The sequence below is a fragment of the Alkalihalobacillus sp. R86527 genome, assembly GCF_042466185.1.
Classification (GTDB): domain Bacteria; phylum Bacillota; class Bacilli; order Bacillales; family Guptibacillaceae; genus Guptibacillus.
Map to the genome: position 1 here is coordinate 1,483,095 of NZ_JAXHBW010000001.1, position 22,306 is coordinate 1,505,400.

The 22,306-nt window shown below is 38.5% G+C and carries 26 protein-coding genes, 1 tRNA gene, 1 riboswitch and 1 other annotated feature; of the genes, 22 read left to right on the forward strand and 5 right to left on the reverse strand.

The annotated features are described in order from the left end of the window. The first annotated feature begins 62 nt into the window (after positions 1–62). Positions 63–267, forward strand: a binding site (T-box leader). 81 nt (positions 268–348) lie between these two features. The 3 genes from nhaC to SJY16_RS07550 are packed head-to-tail and all read left to right on the forward strand — an operon-like array spanning position 349 to position 2,718. Beyond that, positions 349–1,734, forward strand: coding sequence for a Na+/H+ antiporter NhaC (gene nhaC, locus SJY16_RS07540; protein WP_377888495.1), 1,386 nt, complete (start codon positions 349–351; stop codon positions 1,732–1,734). Between the two features lie 57 nt (positions 1,735–1,791). Next, positions 1,792–1,965 (forward strand): hypothetical protein, encoded by a 174-nt coding sequence (locus SJY16_RS07545; protein WP_377888496.1) that lies wholly within the window; start codon positions 1,792–1,794, stop codon positions 1,963–1,965. 42 nt (positions 1,966–2,007) lie between these two features. Next, positions 2,008–2,718 (forward strand): HAD family hydrolase, encoded by a 711-nt coding sequence (locus SJY16_RS07550; protein WP_377888498.1) that lies wholly within the window; start codon positions 2,008–2,010, stop codon positions 2,716–2,718. Here SJY16_RS07550 and SJY16_RS07555 read toward each other — a convergent pair. Next, positions 2,715–3,617 carry a hypothetical protein gene (locus SJY16_RS07555; RefSeq protein WP_377888500.1) on the reverse strand — a complete coding sequence of 301 codons (903 nt, stop codon included), beginning with the start codon at positions 3,615–3,617 and terminating at the stop codon, positions 2,715–2,717. The two genes, SJY16_RS07550 and SJY16_RS07555, sit on opposite strands and share 4 nt — an antisense overlap. A 108-nt stretch (positions 3,618–3,725) precedes the next feature. Here SJY16_RS07555 and SJY16_RS07560 point away from each other — a divergent pair, with 108 nt between their 5' ends. The 15 genes from SJY16_RS07560 (at position 3,726) to SJY16_RS07630 (ending at position 17,561) form a co-directional block, all read left to right on the forward strand. Next, positions 3,726–4,778, forward strand: a complete 1,053-nt coding sequence (locus SJY16_RS07560; RefSeq protein ID WP_377888501.1) for a M42 family metallopeptidase — start codon at positions 3,726–3,728, stop codon at positions 4,776–4,778. Positions 4,779–4,877: 99 nt separating this feature from the next. Then, positions 4,878–6,341, forward strand: a complete 1,464-nt coding sequence (locus SJY16_RS07565) for a spore germination protein (RefSeq protein ID WP_377888502.1) — start codon at positions 4,878–4,880, stop codon at positions 6,339–6,341. A 119-nt stretch (positions 6,342–6,460) separates the two neighbouring features. Further along, positions 6,461–6,676, forward strand: a complete 216-nt coding sequence (locus SJY16_RS07570; protein ID WP_377888503.1) for a YqgQ family protein — start codon at positions 6,461–6,463, stop codon at positions 6,674–6,676. Further along, positions 6,660–7,409, forward strand: a complete 750-nt coding sequence (nfsA, locus tag SJY16_RS07575) for an oxygen-insensitive NADPH nitroreductase (RefSeq protein WP_377888504.1) — start codon at positions 6,660–6,662, stop codon at positions 7,407–7,409. The genes SJY16_RS07570 and nfsA overlap by 17 nt, the downstream gene beginning before the upstream one ends. An 18-nt stretch (positions 7,410–7,427) precedes the next feature. After that, on the forward strand, positions 7,428–8,399 hold the full coding sequence (locus tag SJY16_RS07580; RefSeq protein WP_377888506.1) for an ROK family glucokinase: 972 nt from the start codon (positions 7,428–7,430) through the stop codon (positions 8,397–8,399). A 290-nt stretch (positions 8,400–8,689) separates the two neighbouring features. Then, positions 8,690–10,576 (forward strand): LTA synthase family protein, encoded by a 1,887-nt coding sequence (locus tag SJY16_RS07585; RefSeq protein WP_377888508.1) that lies wholly within the window; start codon positions 8,690–8,692, stop codon positions 10,574–10,576. 123 nt (positions 10,577–10,699) lie between these two features. Continuing rightward, entirely contained in the window at positions 10,700–11,887 is a 1,188-nt protein-coding gene (locus SJY16_RS07590) for a M14 family metallopeptidase (RefSeq protein ID WP_377888510.1), read from the forward strand. 49 nt (positions 11,888–11,936) lie between these two features. Next, positions 11,937–12,052: riboswitch (TPP riboswitch) on the forward strand. Positions 12,053–12,126: 74 nt separating this feature from the next. Continuing rightward, positions 12,127–12,777 carry a thiamine phosphate synthase gene (thiE, locus tag SJY16_RS07595; RefSeq protein ID WP_377888511.1) on the forward strand — a complete coding sequence of 217 codons (651 nt, stop codon included), beginning with the start codon at positions 12,127–12,129 and terminating at the stop codon, positions 12,775–12,777. Next, positions 12,761–12,958 carry a sulfur carrier protein ThiS gene (thiS, locus tag SJY16_RS07600; protein WP_377888512.1) on the forward strand — a complete coding sequence of 66 codons (198 nt, stop codon included), beginning with the start codon at positions 12,761–12,763 and terminating at the stop codon, positions 12,956–12,958. The genes thiE and thiS overlap by 17 nt, the downstream gene beginning before the upstream one ends. Further along, on the forward strand, positions 12,955–13,734 hold the full coding sequence (locus tag SJY16_RS07605; RefSeq protein WP_377888513.1) for a thiazole synthase: 780 nt from the start codon (positions 12,955–12,957) through the stop codon (positions 13,732–13,734). Before thiS ends, SJY16_RS07605 begins: the two co-directional genes overlap by 4 nt. 15 nt (positions 13,735–13,749) lie before the next feature. Further along, positions 13,750–14,850, forward strand: a complete 1,101-nt coding sequence (gene thiO / locus SJY16_RS07610; RefSeq protein ID WP_377888514.1) for a glycine oxidase ThiO — start codon at positions 13,750–13,752, stop codon at positions 14,848–14,850. Positions 14,851–14,856: 6 nt separating this feature from the next. After that, positions 14,857–15,666, forward strand: a complete 810-nt coding sequence (gene thiD, locus SJY16_RS07615) for a bifunctional hydroxymethylpyrimidine kinase/phosphomethylpyrimidine kinase (RefSeq protein WP_377888515.1) — start codon at positions 14,857–14,859, stop codon at positions 15,664–15,666. A 118-nt stretch (positions 15,667–15,784) separates the two neighbouring features. Beyond that, the gene (locus SJY16_RS07620) at positions 15,785–16,480 is read left to right on the forward strand and encodes an ABC transporter ATP-binding protein (RefSeq protein ID WP_377888516.1); all 696 of its coding nucleotides are present in this window, start codon (positions 15,785–15,787) and stop codon (positions 16,478–16,480) included. A gap of 3 nt (positions 16,481–16,483) precedes the next feature. After that, complete coding sequence (locus tag SJY16_RS07625; RefSeq protein ID WP_377888518.1) at positions 16,484–17,254, forward strand: ABC transporter permease; 771 nt, start codon at positions 16,484–16,486, stop codon at positions 17,252–17,254. Between the two features lies 1 nt (position 17,255). Continuing rightward, a complete protein-coding gene (locus SJY16_RS07630; RefSeq protein WP_377888519.1) occupies positions 17,256–17,561 on the forward strand; it encodes an MTH1187 family thiamine-binding protein in 306 nt (101 codons plus the stop codon). A gap of 25 nt (positions 17,562–17,586) precedes the next feature. Here the strand turns inward: SJY16_RS07630 and SJY16_RS07635 are convergent, their stop codons facing one another. Beyond that, the gene (locus tag SJY16_RS07635; RefSeq protein ID WP_377888520.1) at positions 17,587–17,772 is read right to left on the reverse strand and encodes a DUF2759 family protein; all 186 of its coding nucleotides are present in this window, start codon (positions 17,770–17,772) and stop codon (positions 17,587–17,589) included. A 151-nt stretch (positions 17,773–17,923) separates the two neighbouring features. Beyond that, positions 17,924–18,400, reverse strand: coding sequence for a hypothetical protein (locus tag SJY16_RS07640; protein ID WP_377888521.1), 477 nt, complete (start codon positions 18,398–18,400; stop codon positions 17,924–17,926). Positions 18,401–18,476: 76 nt separating this feature from the next. Here SJY16_RS07640 and SJY16_RS07645 point away from each other — a divergent pair, with 76 nt between their 5' ends. After that, positions 18,477–19,118, forward strand: coding sequence for an MBL fold metallo-hydrolase (locus SJY16_RS07645; RefSeq protein WP_377888522.1), 642 nt, complete (start codon positions 18,477–18,479; stop codon positions 19,116–19,118). 3 nt (positions 19,119–19,121) lie between these two features. Beyond that, positions 19,122–20,195 (forward strand): SAM-dependent methyltransferase, encoded by a 1,074-nt coding sequence (locus tag SJY16_RS07650; RefSeq protein WP_377888523.1) that lies wholly within the window; start codon positions 19,122–19,124, stop codon positions 20,193–20,195. Between the two features lie 44 nt (positions 20,196–20,239). Here the strand turns inward: SJY16_RS07650 and SJY16_RS07655 are convergent, their stop codons facing one another. Continuing rightward, positions 20,240–20,485, reverse strand: coding sequence for a DUF2626 domain-containing protein (locus SJY16_RS07655; RefSeq protein ID WP_224878383.1), 246 nt, complete (start codon positions 20,483–20,485; stop codon positions 20,240–20,242). Positions 20,486–20,730: 245 nt separating this feature from the next. Between SJY16_RS07655 and SJY16_RS07660 the strand changes: the two genes are divergently transcribed. Next, positions 20,731–21,114 carry a Spx/MgsR family RNA polymerase-binding regulatory protein gene (locus SJY16_RS07660; RefSeq protein WP_377888524.1) on the forward strand — a complete coding sequence of 128 codons (384 nt, stop codon included), beginning with the start codon at positions 20,731–20,733 and terminating at the stop codon, positions 21,112–21,114. Between the two features lie 6 nt (positions 21,115–21,120). Here the strand turns inward: SJY16_RS07660 and SJY16_RS07665 are convergent. After that, positions 21,121–21,195: transfer RNA gene (locus SJY16_RS07665), tRNA-Gln, on the reverse strand. 276 nt (positions 21,196–21,471) lie between these two features. Here SJY16_RS07665 and SJY16_RS07670 point away from each other — a divergent pair. Continuing rightward, positions 21,472–22,305, forward strand: a complete 834-nt coding sequence (locus SJY16_RS07670; protein WP_377892111.1) for an alpha/beta fold hydrolase — start codon at positions 21,472–21,474, stop codon at positions 22,303–22,305. Position 22,306: the final 1 nt, after the last annotated feature.

Consider the following 22,306-nt stretch of genomic DNA (forward strand, 5'->3'; position numbering starts at 1 on the left):
GACAGACTAAAGTATCAGGTATAAAATATCAGTATTACTTAAACGCACAAAAGCATAAAAGCATAAAAGTTATGAATCAGCCGAGTAGCTTTTGAGGAGCAGCAACAGAGACCCGGTGGAAGGTGTGAATCGGGGCATTCAGAAAGTGAACTTACAGCTGAGGAACTAGGTATAAATACACCCGGCAATCCAGTCGTTATTCTGGAACTTAAGAGGACAGCATTTGCTGTTAATTAGGGTGGTACCGCGATCACATTCGTCCCTTCTTTTTAGAAGGGATTTTTTTATGGGAAAAATAGTGTTAGGACACACTGATTAATAGTTATTAAAAAAAGGGAGAGTTAAGTTGTGAAAAAATTATCTTTTTCATCCGCGCTCATCGTTATTTCGCTTCTCATGGGCTGGATGCTTTTCAGTATTATTATTATGGGGGTTGAACCACACATGCCACTCTTTGTTGGTATTGTAGGGGTTAGTCTATTTGGTCTAGTGAGAGGGATCAAGTGGGAGAACATCGAAAAAGGCTTACTTGAAAGTATTACAACTGGGTTAAAGCCTGTGTTGATTCTATTCATTGTTGGAATGATGATTGCGATATGGATGCAAAGTGGGACAGTTCCTGCACTTCTGTTCGGAGGATTGAAGTTTATTCAACCTGAATGGTTTCTAATTAGTGCTTTAATCATTACGATTATCGTATCAAGTTTCACTGGTAGCTCATTCACTACCATTGGTACAATTGGTATAGCTATGATGGGGATAGGAACTGCGATGGGGGTTAATCCAGCTTTAGCTGCTGGAGCTGTTATCTCTGGGGCATGTTTCGGAGATAAGATGTCTCCATTATCTGATACGACAAACTTTGCTCCAGCTGTATCAGGAGTTAATCTCTTTACGCATATACGGCACATGATGAACACAACTATTCCTGCGATCATTATTACGATTATTTTCTTTTTTATCATGAGCAATCAATTTTCTTCTTCAGTAAATCCTGATGAATTATCAAAAGCTCTTTTTGTTTTATCAAATGAGTTTAACTTATCGTTTTGGACGCTACTACCACCGTTGGTTGTACTTATACTTGCTCTTATTCGGGTGCCTGTATTACTAACGTTAGTTTCTGGCTTGATTGCGGGGATCTTAGTTTCAATTGGGGCTCAGGGTGTTTTCTCTGCGACGGCGATTATAAATACGATGCAGAATGGGTTTATACTTGAAACATCAAGTGAGCTAGTTAATGGAATTATTAATCGAGGTGGCTTACAATCAATGATGTGGAGCGTTTCCTTAATTTTACTAGCTCTTGCACTAGGAGGAGTTCTGCAGGTTCTAGGCATCATCGAAGCATTGATGACAGGTCTAACAAAATTATTGAATCGAAAAGGCCATTTGATTTCAGCAACCGCAGGCTCTTCTATCGGGGTGAACTTATTAACTGGTGAGCAATATTTATCGATATTACTTCCCGGGCAAACGTTTGAGCCATTCTTCGATAAAGCCGGAATCGATAGGAAGTACTTATCAAGAACCCTTGAAGATGCTGGTACACTCGTTAATCCACTTATCCCATGGGGAGTATCAGGAGCGTTCTTCGCAGAAACGTTAGGCGTTTCAGTTCTTAGTTATTTGCCGTTTGCTTTATTCTTATGGCTTTCTCCGATCTTCACAATTGTACTAGGATACGTGAACGATATACGCTTCAAGAAGTCGAATACGATTCAAAATGGATAAAACATGATCCTCCTGTAAACAGTAGTACTAACATAACGTTTCAGGAGGAATAAATTCATGAGAATTTCTAGATTGATATTACTGCTTTCGTTAGTGATCGTCATTTATGAGTACCGTTATAGAATTTCAAACAGCTTACTTGGCATTGCGATGGTGAGGCGCTTTGTAGTAGGAAATACATTGAAGATCCCAGGTGTTCGCAAAAAGCTGTTCTCTTCGTTTTTATCTTAAACCTCTGCCATCAGGCGGAGGTTTTTTTAGGTGGTGTAGAACATGTATTGGACACATATTTATTTTGATTTAGATAATACTCTTTATGACCATGAGAGGGCTTTCCGTAAAACAATGCTATATTTTGCAGATGAAATGCTTGTAAGAAAGAACTCTTCCGTATCACCAGAGAAATGGTTTGAGGTTTTCAAAAGATATTGCGACGAATATTGGGAGTATTACGAATCCGGAAAATGGTCAAGAGAAGCATATCAAATTAATCGATTTCAATCGGCGAATGAGAATTTTAATATCAAGAGTAAGGATGAAGAAGCTCTAGAGTTTCAATCAAAATATGAAACCAATGTAGCAGCTTTCGCCGAGCTATTTCCAGGTGCTGAAGAATTGTTAACAAAACTTTCAAATCAACAAGTATTATTAGGGATCATTACAAACGGTGCGGACGAAGTTCAACGTTCAAAAATTAAAGAGTTACGTTTAGATCGATGGTTTAGTTTTGAAACCATCCATATTTCTCAGCATGTAGGGTTGTCTAAGCCCGATCCTCAAATTTTCTTTAATGCAAAAGAAAGAGAAGGAACCTATCTTTATGTTGGGGATTCATGGAATCAGGATGTTGAGCCTGCGGTAGAAGCGGGATTCGATGCTATCTATTTTAATTCTAGGGAAGAAAATGCGAAACCAAATGATTCTATTATTCCCGAAGTATCTACCTTTCAGGAGCTCTCACATGTGATTCTTACAAACCTTTAACTTTTATCCGGTTTTCTAATGATTGGTTTATTTAGGTATTGAATGAGTTGAACATTCTTACCGCTTTTTGTTTGGTACAAAACTAACAAATAGGGTGACTCTTTATGAAGTAAAATATAGGGGATAGTACTTCCAATCGGAGATTCAATTTCTCCGTCTTCAGGTTGAATTCCTAAAAAATAATATTTGTATAATCCCTCCCATATACCACCTATTGCATCTACGGATTGCTCCTTTGTTAAGCCAGGTAATGGCGCGGCATTATAGTAGTGTAATTTGGTTAATGGAATAATGTAATAATCTTCGGGTTTAATTTGGAACTGGTCGATTAATGATTTTAAAACGATATGTGATTGCTGGGATACGGCATGGTCAAGGAGCCTTTTCCACTCCACTTCCTCCTGACTGGTTGGATTTGTGAACGATTCAAGCGGTGTCATAGGAGAATCAATTACATATAGTTGAGCGTAGCTCATTTCTTGGGCACTTTTAATAATATCATTTGGATAGTGAATCTCACCATAATGATAGGATACTGCTTCATAATGACCGCTATCTTCACTCTTTATTTTCTTTCGGTTGGTAAGTGTTTTTACATTTTCTTCCCACTTGGACATCGTTTCAAGCAAACGACCTTCTTCATAAAGCATCGTAATGTCTTGTCTTAGATAAGCAGTTTCACTTAAGTTAGATTCTGTTTTCAAGCTAAGCGTGTATTCATCTTCATCTTCCTGCGTTAAGATGGAAAGAGAGGTTTTTGCTGATTCAAACGTTGTGTCTGGATCAGGAGGAAAATATGTAAAGGATTCCCTCACAGGATTGCTGTTTGTGTTTATGAGGATGAGTGCAAAAAAACCTATCACACTAAGCATGATGATATAATGTATTTTTTTAATCATCCTAAACCTCCAAAATTAATAAGCTTGTCATCATACTATGATAGGAATTTGATTTTTAGTAGAGGTAAAACGCGTAACTGTTGTTGGGAGAGGAAAGGGAGGAAATTGATGAACAATCATTTTAAAGCAGATGAGTTATTACAAACGACTAAAGAATTAGTTAGCATTCCTAGCCCTTCAGGATATACAGATGAAGTAATCAGTTGGGTTGAAGGAAGACTACAAGAATTAGGGATGACGAGTAGAAGAAATAATAAAGGTGGGCTTATTACAACGATTGAAGGTGAGGATACGACTAAGCATCGTATGCTAACAGCTCACGTTGATACGCTAGGTGCAATGGTGAAAGAAATTAAGAGCGATGGTCGACTTAAGCTATCACTGATCGGAGGGTTTCGATGGAATGCAATCGAAGGAGAGTATTGCGAAATCATTACTTCCTCAGGTAAAAGGTACACGGGAACCATCTTACTTCATCAAACGTCTGTTCATGTGTATCAAAATAATGGTGAAATAAAAAGAGACGAGAAGAACATGGAAGTTAGGTTAGATGAGCAAGTTCATTCAAAAGAAGACGTTATGCAACTGGGAATCAACATAGGAGATTTCACTGCGTTCGATCCACGTGTCCAATTAACAGATAGTGGCTTTATTAAATCGAGACACCTCGATGACAAAGCGAGTGTGGCTTTACTTCTCGCAAATATCAAGAAAATAAAAGAAGCAAATGTGACGTTGCCCTATACGACGCACTTCCTTATATCGAATAATGAAGAAATTGGTTATGGTGGTAATTCAAACATTCCAAACGAGACGATTGAATATTTAGCAGTGGATATGGGTGCACTCGGAGATGGACAAGCTTCAGATGAATTTACTGTTTCTATATGTGCGAAAGATTCAAGCGGACCTTATCATTATCGACTGAGGAATCAGTTAGTTAATCTTGCTGAAGAATGTAACATTGACTACAAAGTAGATATCTACCCATACTATGGTTCTGACGCTTCGGCGGCGATAAGAGCTGGTGCTGATATTCGCCATGCTCTTATCGGCCCAGGAATTGATGCTTCACACGCATATGAGCGCACTCACGCATCATCGATGCTCCATACTGCAGAATTAATTTATCAGTATATCCAGTCTTCTATGATCGATTAATCAAAAATCAGCCATTACGGCTGATTTTTTTGTGCCCAATTATTCTCCATGTATGTACGTCATGGAATTGGTTAATGATGGATATGAGGAGGGGCATGCATGTCTGAAAATAGAATTGAACATCCAGTTACGAAATCTTTTGCAAATAACGTGAATTATTTACATAATGAGCTCGGTGTTGGCAAAAGTTTCGATGTTATTCAGCTTGACCTTCAATACGCTGGTAGAAGTATGGCGATGTTTTTAATAGATGGCTTTGTTAAAGATGACATATTGCATTATCTGATGAAGTTATTGTCGCAACTAGAACCAGACCAACTAGAGCCAGATCCATTAGAGAAGTTAATGCAAGTGCATTTACCATATGTAGAAATTGAAAAACAAAATGATCTCGATACTGTCATCGATCTTGTTTTATCAGGTCCAACAGCGCTTGTCGTTGAAGGAATTGATGAAATTATCATGATCGATGCTAGAACCTATCCAGTAAGGGGTCCGCAAGAACCTGATTTAGAAAGGGTTACGAGAGGAGCTCGGGATGGTTTTGTTGAAACAATCGTTTTTAATACTTCACTAACGAGAAGAAGAGTTCGAGACAAAACGCTTCGAATGGAATATACGCAAATTGGACGACGCTCTAAAACAGATGTCTGTATAAGTTATATAGAAGATATCGCTGACCCGTCAATCGTGAATAGAATTAAAGAGTCTTTGAAGAAGATCGATACAGATGGGATTCCCATGGCAGAAAAGACAGTTGAAGAGTTTATCTGTGGTCGCCCTTTAAATCCATATCCGCTCGTAAGGTATACAGAACGACCAGATACTGCAGCAGTTCATCTTTATGAAGGACACGTATTGATCTTCGTGGATGGCTCACCAAGTGTATTAATTACTCCAACGACGTTTTGGCATCACCTTCAGCATTCTGAAGAATACAGGCAAAAACCACTTGTTGGAGCATACCTAAGACTAATTCGTTTTATTGCTGTGTGGATTGGTATCTTCATTCTTCCATTATGGTATTTGTTTGCATCAAACCCTGAATTACTTGGTGGGAACATGAGGTTCATTGGAGCAGATGATACAGGTACAATTCCAATATTCCTACAGTTTTTGTTGATAGAAGTAGGGTTAGATATTCTAAGAATGGCTACCATTCATACCCCCTCGTCCCTCGCTACGGCGCTTGGACTAGTAGCAGCAGTCTTAATTGGACAAGTAGCGGTTGAGGTCGGGTTGTTTGTTAATGAAGTTATCTTATATTTGGCATTAGCAGCCATGGGTACCTTTGCCACCCCTTCTTATGAACTTAGTTTAGCAAACCGTATTGTTCGAATAGGATTATTAGTTATGACGGCAGCATTTGGAGTGATAGGCTTTTCGATTGGAGTCACGTTGTGGATTCTTTTACTTATTCGTACGAAATCATTTCATATCCCTTATTTATGGCCATTTATACCGTTTTCCTATCGTGCATTCCGTGATGTTATCTTACGGTCGCCTATGCCGGTGAAGAACAGAAGGCCGACCGTACTTCACCCGAAAGACCCAGATCGATAATAGTAAGACATTCTTGAAATAGTAAACTAAGGCATTCTCCAATAAAGAGGATGTCTTTTATTTGTGCTGAATCATTTTACTTAAGAGTATGGATTGCTATAATAAATGTGGTGAGGAAAATGAAAAAAACAGTCTTTGAAGTACAACAACTCCTAAAGAAGTTCGGAATGATTGTCTATACTGGAAGCCGGTTAGGTGATCTCGAATTGATGGAGGAAGAGCTACACGAATTATATGAAATGAAAATGATCGAACAAGAATTATATCTTGAAGGAAGAATGATTCTAAAAGCAGAAATGCAAAAAGAGAGGGACAAAAATGAATCAAACAATTGAAACACTTTTAGAACACCGCTCGATAAGGGATTTTGAAAATAAACCTTTAACTGAGGAGCAGATTTATACAATTGTAAGGTCGGCTCAAGCTGCTTCAACTTCAAGTTATATTCAGGCATACTCGATTATTGGTGTTAAAGATAAGTCCAAAAAGAAAAAACTTGCTGAACTAGCTGGAAATCAAAGTTACGTTGAAGAAAATGGACATTTCTTCGTGTTCTGTGCTGATTATAACCGACATCATGAAGCGGCTAGTTTACATGATATCGATATAACTGAAGCGACAGAATCAACTGAAAAATTCATGGTTGGTTTGATCGATGCTTCATTAGCTGCTCAAAATGCGGCGATTGCAGCCGAATCTATGGGGCTTGGCATTTGTTATATAGGAGGACTTCGAAATTCACTAGCGGAAGTTAGTGATCTCTTAAACCTTCCTTCCAAAGTGATACCATTATTCGGTTTATGCGTTGGCTATCCAATTCAGACTCCGGATAAAAAACCTCGATTGCCAATTCGTAATATTTACCATGTTGACGAATATGAGCCGAATAAAGAAGAGTTTATTAAAGGATTAAAGGAATATGATGCCACCATCTCATCTTATTATCATGATAGGACGAAAGGGCAGCGTAATGCTGGATGGACTTCTCTCATGGCAAATAAATTAGGAAAACCTGTACGAACATATATGAAGCAATTTCTGCAAAACAAAGGCTTCCCATTAAAATAATATAGAGAAAAAAGGTGGATGATGATGGTCGAGAAGAAATGGTTTATTGGTGTGGATTTGGGTGGCACAACAATAAAGCTAGCATTTATTGATTATTATGGGGAAATTCAAAATAAATGGGAGATACCAACCGACAAAAGTGAAGAGGGACGGCACATCACTACACATATCGCAAGAGCTCTCGATGATAAGATGACTGAGTTAGACTTAACGAATGAGCGTTTTGTTGGGATCGGTATGGGGGCTCCTGGCTTTATCGAAATGGACTCTGGATTTATTTATCAAGCAGTCAACATCGGATGGAAAGATTTCCCTTTGAAAGACAATCTAGAGATGGAAACAGGCTTACCAGTTGTTATTGATAATGATGCTAACATTGCTGCTCTAGGAGAAATGTGGAGAGGAGCTGGAGACGGCGCACGAGATCTTCTTTGCATTACTCTTGGTACAGGGGTTGGAGGTGGATTAATTTCCAGTGGTGCGATCATCCATGGAACTAATGGGATGGCTGGAGAGATTGGCCATATTACTTCTATATCTGAAGGTGGAGTGCAGTGTAACTGTGGTAAGACTGGCTGCTTGGAAACAATCGCATCTGCTACAGGTATAGTCAGAACAGCAAAGGATACGATTGATGCTTATTCTGAAGGCTTGCTACATAAAATAAAAGAGATAACAGCTCGAGATGTTTTTGATGCGTATCGATCTGGTGATGCTCATGCAACAGAAGTGGTTAACATAACGACATTTCATTTAGGTTTAGCTATCGGAAATCTTGCTAACGCGATGAATCCCTCCAAAATTGTTATTGGAGGTGGGGTTTCTAAAGCAGGAGATGCGTTGCTAACGCCGCTTAAGAAAGAATTTGAGAAATTTGCGCTTCCAAGAGTGAAAGAAGGTGCCGATTTTGCAATTGCAACCTTAGGAAATGATGCAGGTGTCATTGGTGGAGCGTGGCTAGTCAAATCAAAATTAATGCAAAAGTCCTGATGCCTAGTGTTTAACTTATAAAGATTGAGGGAAATAAAGAGGTCAGAAGAGTTTGACCTCTTCTTTTTTTATGTAAATTACCCCATATTGAAACTTTTTTGTAACATAAATCGTTATTATTAGTAGGGAAAAGACAAGGTTTTAAATGAAACCACACATTTTGGAAGAAAATAAGGATAAAAGGCAGTTGAAATATTTTCAAAAACGTACTATCATATCGTTTATGTATGGTTGATAACGAAACAGATGGTAGCTCTTTCCTTATAGCCAACTAAGGAGGTACTAAGTAAATGATGAAAAAGCTACAAAACAAATATTTATTCTTCTTTATTGTAGCAATAATGCTTTGGATTAAAACGTATTTTGTATATGAATTTGCTTTTAACATTGAAACAGAGAATAAAATGGAAGGGATTATCCTCTTTCTGAATCCAATAAGTTCCATTCTATTGTTCCTAGGATTTGCTTTATTCGCATCACCTAAATATAGAAATAGGGTGCTACTAGTAATCAATTTCATTGGTTCATTCATATTGTTCGCCAACGTTGTCTATTATCGTGAGTTTACAGACTTCATCACGATTCCACTGTTGTTCCAAACAAACAACATGGGAGAGCTAGGTAACAGTATTACTGAGCTTGTAAGTGGATATGATTTCTTGCTTTTCCTAGATATCATTGTATTAGCTGTCTATTTATTTGTTCGTAAGACGAAAGCATTTGAAGTGAAGAAGAAAGAAATCGCTATTGTCTTTGCAAGTGCGATTGCTCTTTTCGCTATTAATGTAGGTCTTGCAGAAACAGAACGTCCGCAACTTTTAACACGTACATTTGACCGTGAAATGCTTATTAAATATATCGGAACATACAACTACCATGTTTATGATGCTGTTCTTCAATCAAAAGCTAAAGCGCAGCGCGCATTTGCAGATGGTAGTGAGATCGTAGATATTGAGAACTATGTAAAAGCTAATCATGTTGAGCCAAACCCTGAGATGTTCGGTAAAGCAAAAGGGAAAAATGTTATTCTTGTTTCACTTGAATCAACACAAAGCTTCGTCGTAAATGAAGAAGTGGATGGGAAAGAAATTACGCCATTCCTAAATGATTTGATTGAAGATAGCTATTACTTCCCTAACTTTTATCATCAAACAGCACAGGGGAAAACATCGGACTCAGAATTTATAGTGGAGAATTCACTATACGGACTACCGAGTGGAGCAGTTTTCTTTACTCACTCAGGGAATGAATACAATGCAAGCCCAGAGGTTTTAAGTGAAGAAGGTTATTATAGTTCAGTGTTCCATGCAAATAACAAAAGTTTCTGGAACCGTGATGTGATGTATGATGCTCTAAAGTATGACAAGTTTTATGACATTAACGACTTTTCTGTCACTCCAGAAAACTCAATCGGTTGGGGATTGAAGGACGAATACTTTTTTGATCAGTCGATCAAATATTTGAAGACGATGCCTGAGCCTTACTATGCGAAATACATTACACTAACAAATCATTTTCCTTTCACATTAGAAAAAGAAGATGAGTTTATTCCGGAATGGACTTCTGAAGATGGTACCGTGAATCGTTTCTTCACAACAGTAAGATACCAGGATGAAGCTTTGAAGAAGTTCTTCGAACGTATGAAAGAAGAAGGCTTATATGAAGACTCGATCTTTGTCATGTACGGAGATCACTATGGTATTTCTCAGAATCATAATAAAGCAATGGGAGAATTCCTTGGCAAAGAGATTACGCCATTTGAATCTACTCAGCTACAACGAGTACCTCTTGTCGTTCATATTCCTGGTCAAGAAGGTAAAGTGATGGATCAGGTTAGTGGTCAAATTGACTTGAAACCTACTTTGATGCACCTTCTTGGAATCGAGACGAAAGATATGATTAAGTTTGGTAACGACTTATTTGCAGAAAAACAAGATAACTTTACAATTCTTCGTGATGGAAGCTTTATCACTGAAAACTACCTTTATACAAACAATGTTTGTTATGATAAAGAAACTGGAGAGGAAACAGATAAAGCTGCCTGTGAACCATACATGGAGAAGGCTAAAACCGACCTTGCCTATTCCGATAAGATCGTTTATGGCGATCTGCTTCGTTTCTTTGGAAAAAACAAAGATCAACAACCAGCTGACGAGAATGATCAGTCGGAAGAATAAATAAATAATAACCATGCCCTTACTTTGTAGGGCATGGTTATTTTGTTTTCATAATGTAAGCATACTGCAAGGATCCCTCCACATAGCATAGTATGAAGGCTTCTTGTGTGGAGGGGATCGAATATGAAAGTAAGGGTGAAGAGCGGAGATACAATGTGGAAGTATAGCAGAGTGTTTCAAATTCCACTCCGGCTAATCATTGATAGCAATGATTTAGAGGATCCAAACCAGTTAGTCGTTGGTGATATGATTAATATACCAGGATACGTAACCAAAAGGTATACAATAAAAAATGGGGACACCCTATGGAAAATTGCAGGTTGGTATGACGCACCTCTAGATGGAATCTTATTAATAAACGACACGAATCCTTTTGCATTACAAGTTGGAGAGAAAGTGAATATACCAATTCGAATGATATGGCCACTTGTTAATCCAGAACAGAACTATACGTATGAAATCATGGTAAAGGATATAAAAAAGTTGTTAGCTGTTTATCCCTTTTTAAAACGTGCTGTTGTTGGTGAATCTGTTATGGGAAAACCAATTCCAGAATTACAAGTAGGGATCGGTTCAAAAAAAGTCCATATGAATGGCTCTTTCCATGCCAACGAATGGTTAACAACGCCATTGTTGATGAAGTTATTAAATGATTATTTAATGGCTCTCACGAATACTCAGGTGTTAAGTAGTGTGTACTTGCCTCCACTTTACGATTCCACGTCCCTGTCAATTGTACCTATGGTAAATCCAGATGGTGTTAACCTTGTTATTAATGGTTTACCTGAAGAAGAACCTTATCGCACGTTAGCTAACGACATAAATAACGGAAGTGACAACTTTGATCGTTGGAAAGCCAACATTCGCGGTGTTGATTTGAATAATCAATATCCAGCAAAGTGGGAAATAGAAGCGGAGAGGAAACCGAAGAAACCATCTCCCCGTAACTTTCCAGGCTATGAACCTTTGAGTGAACCAGAGGCAATCGCATTAGCAGATCTTTCAAAACGAAGAAATTTTGACAGAGCTCTCGCCTTTCATTCTCAAGGGGAAGTCATCTTTTGGGGGTATGAAGGACTTGAGCCGCCAGAATCTGAAGTTTTAGTTAGGGAATATTCAAGACTTAGTGGATATCGGCCAATTCGTTATGTTGATAGTTTTGCAGGATATAAGGACTGGTTTATTAAAGAGTTTAGAAAGCCAGGATTTACTGTTGAAATAGGTAAGGGCGAAAGCCCGCTTCCTTTAAGTCAGTTTGACAAGATCTATAACGATACGATTGGAATCTTTCTCTCCTCTTTATATATGTAAATGACTTGTCATCATCGCGGTTGTTTGCCATAATAAAAGAGAACTTAATAATTTTGACTAGGGGTGCCTACGTTTCGGGTAGGCTGAGAATAGGAAACCGATACTTCCTTTACCCTTGAACCTGATCTGGTTGATACCAGCGTAGGGAAGTCGGTAGCGGTATTTAATATGATAACTGCCCTCATTCCATACGCGGAATGAGGGCTTTTTTATATTGTCAGGGAAATGGAGGAGAAAAAATGAAAGATTTTAAACTATACGTGATTACTGGTGAAGAATATCATCCTGGTAGCAGTTTGGTAGAGGTGATGGAAGAATCCATTTTAGGTGGTGCGAAGATTATTCAACTACGAGATAAGAAAAGTAGTAAGAAGGTTATTTTAGAAAAAGCTAAAGTGCTTCGAGAATTAACGATTAAACACAACGTTACCTTTATTGTAAACGATCATATCGATATTGCCCTTGCTGTAGATGCGGATGGTATTCATTTGGGACAGGATGATTTACCAATATCCGTAGCGCGAAAGATCATTGGCTCAGATAAAATTATTGGAATATCGACTCATAAAATAGAAGAAGCTCGTCAGGCACAAAAAGAAGGTGCAGATTATATCGGCGCAGGTCCTGTTTATGCAACAAATAGTAAAAGTGATGTGGTCGATCCTGTTACAACCTCATACATTCGAGAAGTTGCCTCTGAAATTTCCATTCCATTTGTAGCGATTGGAGGCATTAAGCTTCATAATGTTGACGAAGTGCTTGCTGCAGGCGCATCCCGAATCTGCGTGATAAGTGAAGTTGTAGGAAGTTCTAATGTTCGTGGCACTAGTGATGCATTTATTCAAAGGATCACGAATTCAAGGGAGGTTAATCATGAAGCTGCATATTAACGGTGAGACGTATAATCTTGATGTTACGACTATGGAAGATGTGATTGAACATTTCCAATTGCAGAGCGGCTTAGTTGCAACAGAAGTAGATGGAACGATTATTGATCGCTCAAAATGGAGCGAGACGTATCTAAATGATGGTGTAAAGATTGAACTTGTTCAGTTTGTTGGAGGTGGATGAACATGAATGACGTTTTAACAATAGGAGATAAACAGTTTCATTCAAGGCTATTTCTAGGGACAGGTAGATACCCAAACCCATTCGTACAAAACCAGGCTATCGAGGCTTCTGAATCTGAGGTATTGACGTTTGCCATCAGGAGAGTGAATTTAAGCTCACCTGGTGAAGATGCAATTCTTCAGCACTTAGGAGACAAAACGTTTCAGTATCTGCCGAACACGTCCGGTGCAAAGTCCGCTGAAGAAGCTGTAAGAATCGCTAACTTAGCTAGAGCTTCTGGGTTGAGTAATTGGATCAAGGTAGAAGTGAGTAGAGATGATAAAACCCTTTTGCCAGATCCGATTGAAACAGTAAAAGCAACAGAAATCTTAGCTGAAGATGGATTTGTAGTCTTACCATATACATCTGATGATCCAGCATTATGTTATAGACTACAGGAAGCTGGTGCTGCTGCCGTTATGCCAGGTGGTTCACCTATAGGGACGGGATTAGGGATATTAAATCCTTATAATATAGAACTTATTTCAGAACAATTAACTGTGCCTGTCATAGTAGATGCTGGACTTGGTAGCGCAGCAGATGTAACGAAAGCCATGGAGCTTGGAGCTGATGGGGTGTTGTTGAACACTGCAATCGCAAAAGCAAGAAATCCAGTGAAGATGGCTGAAGCAGTAAAACATGCAATTCAGGCAGGTAGACTGTCTTATTTATCGGGTAGAATTCCTAAAAAGAAGTATGCCACTGCTAGTAGTACAATCGATTATATTTCTAAATAGAGAGGTGTTGTTAGCGTGGCTAGCGTTCTAGTTGTAGGTGGAGGTGTGATAGGACTTTCGATTGCATATGAGTGCAGGAAACGTGGTTTTGAAGTAACCGTAATTGAATCTGGTCAGTGTGGTGGACAAGCATCTGGAGCTGCAGCGGGGATGCTTGCACCTTATTCCGAAATCACAGAAGATCCAGATGATTTTTTTAGATTGTGTCAAAAAAGTTTGGAGCTGTACCCTGACTGGGTGAAAGAAATTATGCAATCATCAAATGAAACCTTTGAGTATAGCCGGTGTGGGAGTCTTTATGCTATTTATCATGAAGCAGACTTGCTTTCGTTAGAGTCAAAGCAAAGGTGGCAACGTGAATATGGCATAGAATCCTATTTATTATCAGGGGATGAGGCGAGGGAAAGAGAGCCGTTATTATCTGAGGATATATACGCCGCGCTTTGGTGTCCTGAAGAAAGTCATATATATGCTCCGGGATATGTCTTAGCATTGATCAAAGCATGCAGAAATTCCGGGGTGAACATACTAGACAATGCAGGAGAAGCAGAATTAGTTAATGGTGAAAACCATCAAATAAAAACAGATAAGGGCATAATTAAAGGAGAACATATTGTACTTGCAACTGGAGCTTGGTCAAGGAATTGGGAAAAAGAGTTGAATTGCTCAATACCTGTTTTTCCAATAAGAGGGCAGATCTGTGCGTACAAAGGTCCTGAATTACGTCATATTGTTTTTACGAGCCAAGGTTATCTCGTAGGAAAAGAAAATGGGACGCTAATTGCTGGAGCTTCTGAGGACATTGCAGGTTTTGATACGAGTGTAACCTCTCATGGAATCAATCGATTAGAATCTTGGAGTCAACATGTGTTACCAGAATTACAACAAGAACGACCGTTCCATAAATGGGCTGGTTTAAGACCGGCTACCCAGGATGGCTTTCCTCTTATCGGAAAGGTGGCTCAAAAACCAACGATCCTCATAGCGGCTGGACATTACCGGAATGGTATATTACTAAGTCCGGTAACAGCAGTAATTATCGCAAACGAAATTGAACAATTACCACAGGAGGTTCCTATCGAAAGCTTTCGGCCAGAACGGTTTCAATTCGTATAGAGGGAGATGAATGATGTGAGAAAAGTGTTAACGATCGCAGGGTCTGACAGCGGTGGTGGAGCTGGAATACAGGCCGATTTAAAAACATTTCAAGAACGCAATGTGTATGGTATGAGCGCGATAACTGCGTTAACAGCTCAAAACACTATGGGAGTTCATGGTATCTTCCCTCAATCTTTAGAATCTATAAACCAACAGCTCGATGCAATTTTATCAGATTTAGGTGCAGATGCAGTGAAAACAGGAATGCTTTTTTCAGGGGATATAATAAATACGGTTGCGATAAAATTGAGAGATTACCACGTGACGAATTTAGTGATTGATCCTGTCATGATTGCAAAAGGAGGGTCTACCCTTCTTGAAGAAGAGGCGATCGAGTCGCTAAAAACAGAATTATTTCCGCTAGCATCCTTGATTACTCCAAATATTCCCGAAGCATCAGTTTTGTTACATGGAATGATAATAGAAAAGATTGAGGATATGGAAGAAGCTGCAATGAAACTATCTCGGTATGGATGTAATGGGGTGTTGATTAAGGGCGGTCATATGGATGGTCTGGATTCTGTTGATGTACTTTACGCCAACGAAAAGCTATATTACTTCGAATCAAGACGGATTGATACGAAGCATACCCATGGAACTGGATGTACATTTTCCGCGTGTATTGCAGCAGAACTTGCAAAAGGGCATCCCATTCCGCAAGCGGTATCTTTAGCGAAGGACTTTATTACCACTGCGATTAAATATTCCCTTAATATCGGTCATGGAATCGGTCCTACTAATCATTCTGCCTATCGAATGCATAGTAAAGTATGAAAGCAATAACTCATTTCTAATGGAATGAGTTATTTTTTTTGAACCCTTTAAACTGGTGAATAGAAACCGGATATGTTATAAACGATAAAGATAACTCTTTTGAAGAAAGGCAAAATAGATGAAACCAATTATCGCAGTAAACAATGTGAAAAATGAACGTGTTAAAAATGTTGATTTCGAAATAATGGAAGGAACGTTAACGACGGTTATCGGTCCATCAGGGTCCGGGAAAAGTAGCTTGATCATGTTATTGAATCGACTTACTGATCCTGAAGAAGGTGAGATCTTCTACAAAGGAAAACAAATTGTTGATTATCCGATTAATGAGTTAAGAAGAAAAATAGGTGTGGTTTTTCAACAAGCTAACTTATTTGATGGAACAGTGGAAGAGAATTTGAAGTTTGGTCCAAATTTAATAAAAGAATGGAACTCTAAACTAGGAGTTTCTTTATTAGAAAAGGTGCAGCTTCCGAAGGATTTTCTTACGAAAGAAGTTGATCATCTTTCGGGGGGAGAACAACAAAGAGTAGCGTTTGCAAGGACGCTTGCTAATAACCCAGATGTGCTGTTACTTGATGAAGCGACAAGTGCTTTGGATATGAGAACGGTAGATTTAATGGAGGAGTTGTTAGAATTCCTCGTTAACGAAGAAGGGAAGACGATTGTTATGATTACCCACGATTTAAAACAAGCCGAAAGACTTGGAACGTACACGTTATTTATGAATGAGGGAAGTCTTGAAGAGAAAGGGTACACGAAAGAACTATTCGATAATCCTACTACTGAAGCTCTTATGAGATTTATAGAGGGGTAATGTATGACTGAAATCTCAAACTTATCCCTCCTCACTATGATTATCTTCGTAATGATTCCTGTATCGATGTCGTATTATTTCTCCCTCGGAATAAGTAAATCAGCTATTTGGTCATCCCTCCGGGGTGTAGTGCAATTATTTTTCATCGGTTATATACTCACTCTGTTGTTTTCAATGGAAGACTGGCAAGGTGTGGGGTTATGGGTAACGATAATGCTGATAATCGCTGCATTACAGGCAGCAAAACGCGGTAAAGGAATACCATTTGCATTTTGGCTATCTTTTGCTTCCCTTTTAATTATTGAAGTTTTCGTATTATCAATTTGGATCGTATTTGATATTATCCCGTTTAAATCCGAACAGGTTATTCCAATGAGTGGTATGATTATTGGAAATAGTATGGTGGCTTCAGGGCTTGCATTTGAGAGAATGAAAAATGAATTTAGAGACAGTAGAGGCAAAATCCTTGCTGCTTTATCATTAGGTGCGAAGCCAGCAGAAGCCTCTAAGATGATCATTCGAAAAACAATAAAAGCATCAATGATTCCGAATGTGGATTCTTTGAAAACGATTGGCTTAGTACAACTTCCAGGAATGATGACGGGCCTCATTCTTGGCGGAGCCTCTCCTATCGATGCGATTCGGTATCAAATCGTTGTATCGATCAGTATCTTTTCTTGTGTTTCAATTTGTGCAATGATAATATCTCTTGTTACATATAGGTTTTTCTTTAATAAGGAGATGCAGTTACTAACTATTGAAGGAGGAGATTAATATGGCAATTGTAGATGTAACAGTAATACCTGTCGGAACAGAAACACCGAGCGTGAGTAAGTATGTAGCGGAAGTACAGGAGATCCTCGAATCGTTTACCGATAGAATTTCTTATCGGCTCACGCCTATGAGTACGTTGATTGAAGGAGATTTACCAGATCTATTAGAGGTAATTCAGGCAATCCATGAATCACCCTTCCAACATGGAATCGAGAGAGTGGCCACAAATATTCGAATAGATGACCGGAGAGACAAAAAAGTTAGAATGGAAGATAAACTGGCATCAGTAAAAAAGCATAGAAACTAAAAAAAACAGCCAAATGGCTGTTTTTTTAGTGGCCTCCGCCGCCTCCAGATCCGAAAAGAACATCGATCATTGTAGCAACAGTAAAGGCGCCAAAAACCAGAACAGTTAAACCTGCAAAGGCAAGGCCCATAAAGTTTTTTTCACGAAAGGAACGAAATAAGCCCCAAGCGGAAAATAACGTGACGAATGCAAAAATAATTGCTAAACCCATCCGGAATACCTCCTTATCCATGCAATCATTATCAGTATACCCTTAAAGTACTATGATATGGCATGTTTAAATCTGAACAATTTTTAACTTTAATGGATATGTACATAAGTCCTTTATTATTTTAACCGTTTTCTTATCATTTGTCGAGGCGTCAATAGTTCGAAAATGATAGTTCAATTTGATAAGCCCTTGCGATGCCCTCCATCAACTCTTTTTGCATCATGTCGACAAACATGATGTTCTTATCAGTGGCAATGAGATGTTCCTCGATTTGAAGTAACGCCATCTCAATCTGCTCATCATCGCCTTTTGAGATTGAAAATGGTGTGACCATGTTTTCATACAAATAATCTCGGTTGTTTTGAGAAGTGAATCCGTAGTCAGTTAGGAATGGTGTTGGTTTACTTTGCTGAGATAAAAGGGTGAGCGTATACCGTTCTCCCATAGCGTTCTTAGAGGTATAATAATCAACAAGTGAGTCAGCTTCGTCTTTGTCAGCTACAATAACAAGTTTTCCATCACGGTCAATCGCATTTACAAGCTCACTTGTTTTTTTTACAAGTTGAGAAATGAGACCAGGTAAAGCACCTGGTGGGGGATCTAATTCAACTCCATACATGATAGACATTACATACCTCTCCTTTTAAAACGAGTTTTTTATAGTGTAGAATAAGAATCATAATCTTTCAATGGAGGCGATTTGAATGAATTGGAAACAGTTAGCTGTGGGACCTGTACAGGCCAATGCAGCCATCATATGGAATGGTGAAAGGGATGCCCTTATTATAGATCCAGGAGCTGAAGGTAACAAAATTTCAGGTGAGGTTGAGAGGCTTGGATTAAAACCCGTTGCAGTATTACTCACTCATGCGCATTTTGATCATATTGGAGCTGTTGACTTTATACGAAATCACTATGGAATTCCTGTTTACCTGCATAAAAAGGAAGCAGAATGGATGGAGGATCCAGCTTTAAATGGCTCATCCTTGTTTCCGATGGTAGAGGATATTGTAGCTAAACCAGCAGACGAACTGATCGAGCAAGAAAGAAAGTTAGCAATCGAATCATTTAGCATAGACGTGTATGAAACGCCAGGTCATTCACCGGGAAGTGTTTCTTTCTATTTCGAGGACCTTGATGTTGTATTCTCAGGAGATGCCCTTTTTCAAGGAAGTATAGGTCGAACAGATCTTCCACTTGGAAATCATGATCAATTGATCAGAAGTATACATAAACGTCTTCTGACATTGCCAGAAAATACAATTGTTGCTTCAGGTCATGGGCCTGTAACAACGATCGAGCAAGAAATGACGAGCAATCCCTTTTTGAATGGTTTTACTATATGAGATATGACAATTCTAACTAAATTAAAGTCAGAAATCGTTGATTCAAAAGATCATGCGATTACGTATGAGCGGTTTATGGAAATTAGTTTATACGATGAAGAACATGGTTATTACAGCTCGAATCATAAAAAAACCGGAAAAGCTGGAGACTTTTATACGTCACCGGGTGTTCATGAAGTCTTCAGCCGTGTGATGGCAAGGGTTTTTACAAGCGCAATCATAGCGGATGATCTCCATCCAGTGATTGTAGAGATGGGGGCAGGTGAAGGAGATTTTATCCTCTCAAACCTTGAAGAAATTCAAAGGTATGATAAATCTTTTTTTGAAAAGCTAACTTATTATGTTGTTGAGTCAAGTCCGTATCATAGAAAGATTATTGAAAACAAAACTAAGGACTATGAGAGTGTGCATATCTATCCATCTCTTGAAGAGCTAAAACGGCATATTGGAGTGTTTCAAGGGATCATCTTTTCAAACGAACTATTAGATGCATTTCCTGTTAGAGTGATTGAAGAGAAGCAGGGAGAGTTGTTCGAGGTTATGGTTGGTCTTACTCCGTCTGAAGAGTTAACAGAAGTATACAAACTTTGTACAGATCATGCTATTTTAGATTGGATTGAAAGTTACGGTTATCAAATAAATAAAGGCCAACGTATAGAAGTTCCCCTTCATATGACTAATTGGTTTGAGAATGTTGCGAACTGGATGGAAAAAGGACGAATCTATACGATTGATTATGGCTATACAGATGAAGAATGGTGCCACCCAGCCAGACGTACTGGGAGCCTAAGAGGTTATTATAAGCATCAGCTCATTCAAAACCCGCTTGAAAATCCGGGACGAATGGATTTGACGACTCATATCTCTCTGGATGCGTTAAGGAGAATAGGAGAAGATCATCAATTTAAATGGATTGAATGTGAGTTTCAAGGACGTTTTCTCGTGAATAATGGGTTGTTAGATTTTGTGCAGAATCATAACGAGCAAAATCCGTTTTCCCCAGCCCATAAAATAAATCGTGCTGTGAATTGGTTATCACAAATGAATCAATTTCAAGTAATTGTACAGCGAAAATGAACAAAAAAGACGATGCATCAGCATCGTCTTTTTCTTTGGTTTAATTAATGGCCGCCAGAGCCAGGTGTCATCATAAACACTGACCAGTAGGAAAAACCGACCATAAATAATGTTAAGTATACACCGAAAATATAAAGATAAGTACGCTCAGTTAAGTTCAAAAGACTTAACGCAAAAAACATGCCGGCCTGACCAAGGAAAAGCAGTCCGACTACAGGCATATCACCGATAAAGCCCATCAGTGAGAAGATACCTGTCCAGAAAGCCAATACTTTGTACATTCTAGGCATAAGAAGTTCCTCCCTTGCTCGTTCATTCCCATACATATCGTATTATATATGAGTTGTTGTTAAAAAGTAAATGCTATCGTCATGGCAAATTTGTGTCGATCACTTTAACACATTGTAAAGGGTTCCAATTTATTATCCCAAATCGTTATAAAAATTACAAATTATTTTCTTGTACAATGTTTGTTTAATAATTGTATAATTAGGGTAAAGTTATTTATCATGAAAAATGAAAAGGGGAAAATAATATGGATGATAAATTATTATTTTATACGTATCCAAGCTGCACGTCTTGTAGGAAAACAAAAGCTTGGTTAAAGGAAAACCACGTTGACTTTGAAGAGCGGCATTTATTTAAAGATACTCCATCGATTGAAGAGCTAAAACAAATCATAACAATGTCCACAGAAGGTATCGAAGAAATATTGGCAAAAAGAAGTAGCTCATTTAAGAAACTCGATATGAACATAGAAGATCTCACGGTAACAGAGATGCTCGAATTGATGCATAATGAACCAAAGTTACTGAGAAGGCCGATCGTAACAAATGGAAAAAAACTTATTGTTGGGTACAATAAATCTGAACTGCAGAATCTGAATCAGCGGAAGAAAGATCTTGCTGTCGTATCTTAATTATTTTGGCTGGGCTAGCTGGATTCGAACCAACGCATGACGGAGTCAAAGTCCGTTGCCTTACCGCTTGGCTATAGCCCAATACCTGTTTACAAATGTTAGTATAAGCATACTATAGAAACTTATACATTAATTTTGATGAATGCTTCTAATAAATTTGAAAATAAATCGAAATAGTGGAATGTCCAACGTGTTTTTTGAATACGATAAATCATAATCTATGTCACAGCGATATGCAGGAAATCTTTCCGCGTATCGCTTTTTTTGTGCTTTTCGATGATGTTACATTACTGTGAACGGAGAAGGATTGGCTATCTCTTTGAGGGAAATAAGCAGTAGAGGGAGGTAGTTACTATGATGTGGGAGAGAAAAAAGGTCGATACAAGTAGAGGAAGCTTTGAAGTTTTTGCGAAGGGTGAAGGGCCGCCCCTGTGTGTAGCGCACTTATATTCAGAATTTAACATGACTGGTGATTATTTTGGTGATTCTTTCACAGATCATCATCGGGTATACCTTGTTAACCTTAAAGGTACAGGTGATTCAGTTGACGCCGAAGATCCTCATGAATATTTTATGCTGGATACTGTGTTCGACCTTGAAGCGATTCGGACCGAACTTGGCTATAAGAGATGGTCTTTTGTTGGGCATTCGACAGGAGGTATGCTCGGGTGTGTATATGGAATACACGCTTCCGAAGGCCTCGACCACCTTATTATTGTAGGAGCAGCTGCGCGGGAGTATGCGTCATCATCTCGTTTTTGCATCTATCATTTTGAAAACCCGAAATTCGATGTAATGCAACAGTATATTGAACAATTAAAAAACCCCGCTCTATCTAGTGATGAAAGGCAAATGATCGCTAAGGAGCGAACAAAACTCTCGCTTTTTAATCCCGAGCTATACGAAGAGTATTTTTCGAAGAATATACATAAAACGTTATCTGCTGTCAGAATGAACTTCTTCGCTAGAGAAATTATGAATTTTGATGTAACTCGACAGCTTAACAAAATTACGTCTCCAACGTTGATTATTTGTGGAGAACACGATGTGCAATGTCCGCTATCTTTCTCAGAGGAAATGGATGTCTATATCCCTAACTCGAAATTAGTTGTTTTTCAGAATAGTAATCATTATCCATTCCTTGAAGAGCCACAGAAGTTCAATAGAGTAACGCGTGATTTCCTTAGTTAAA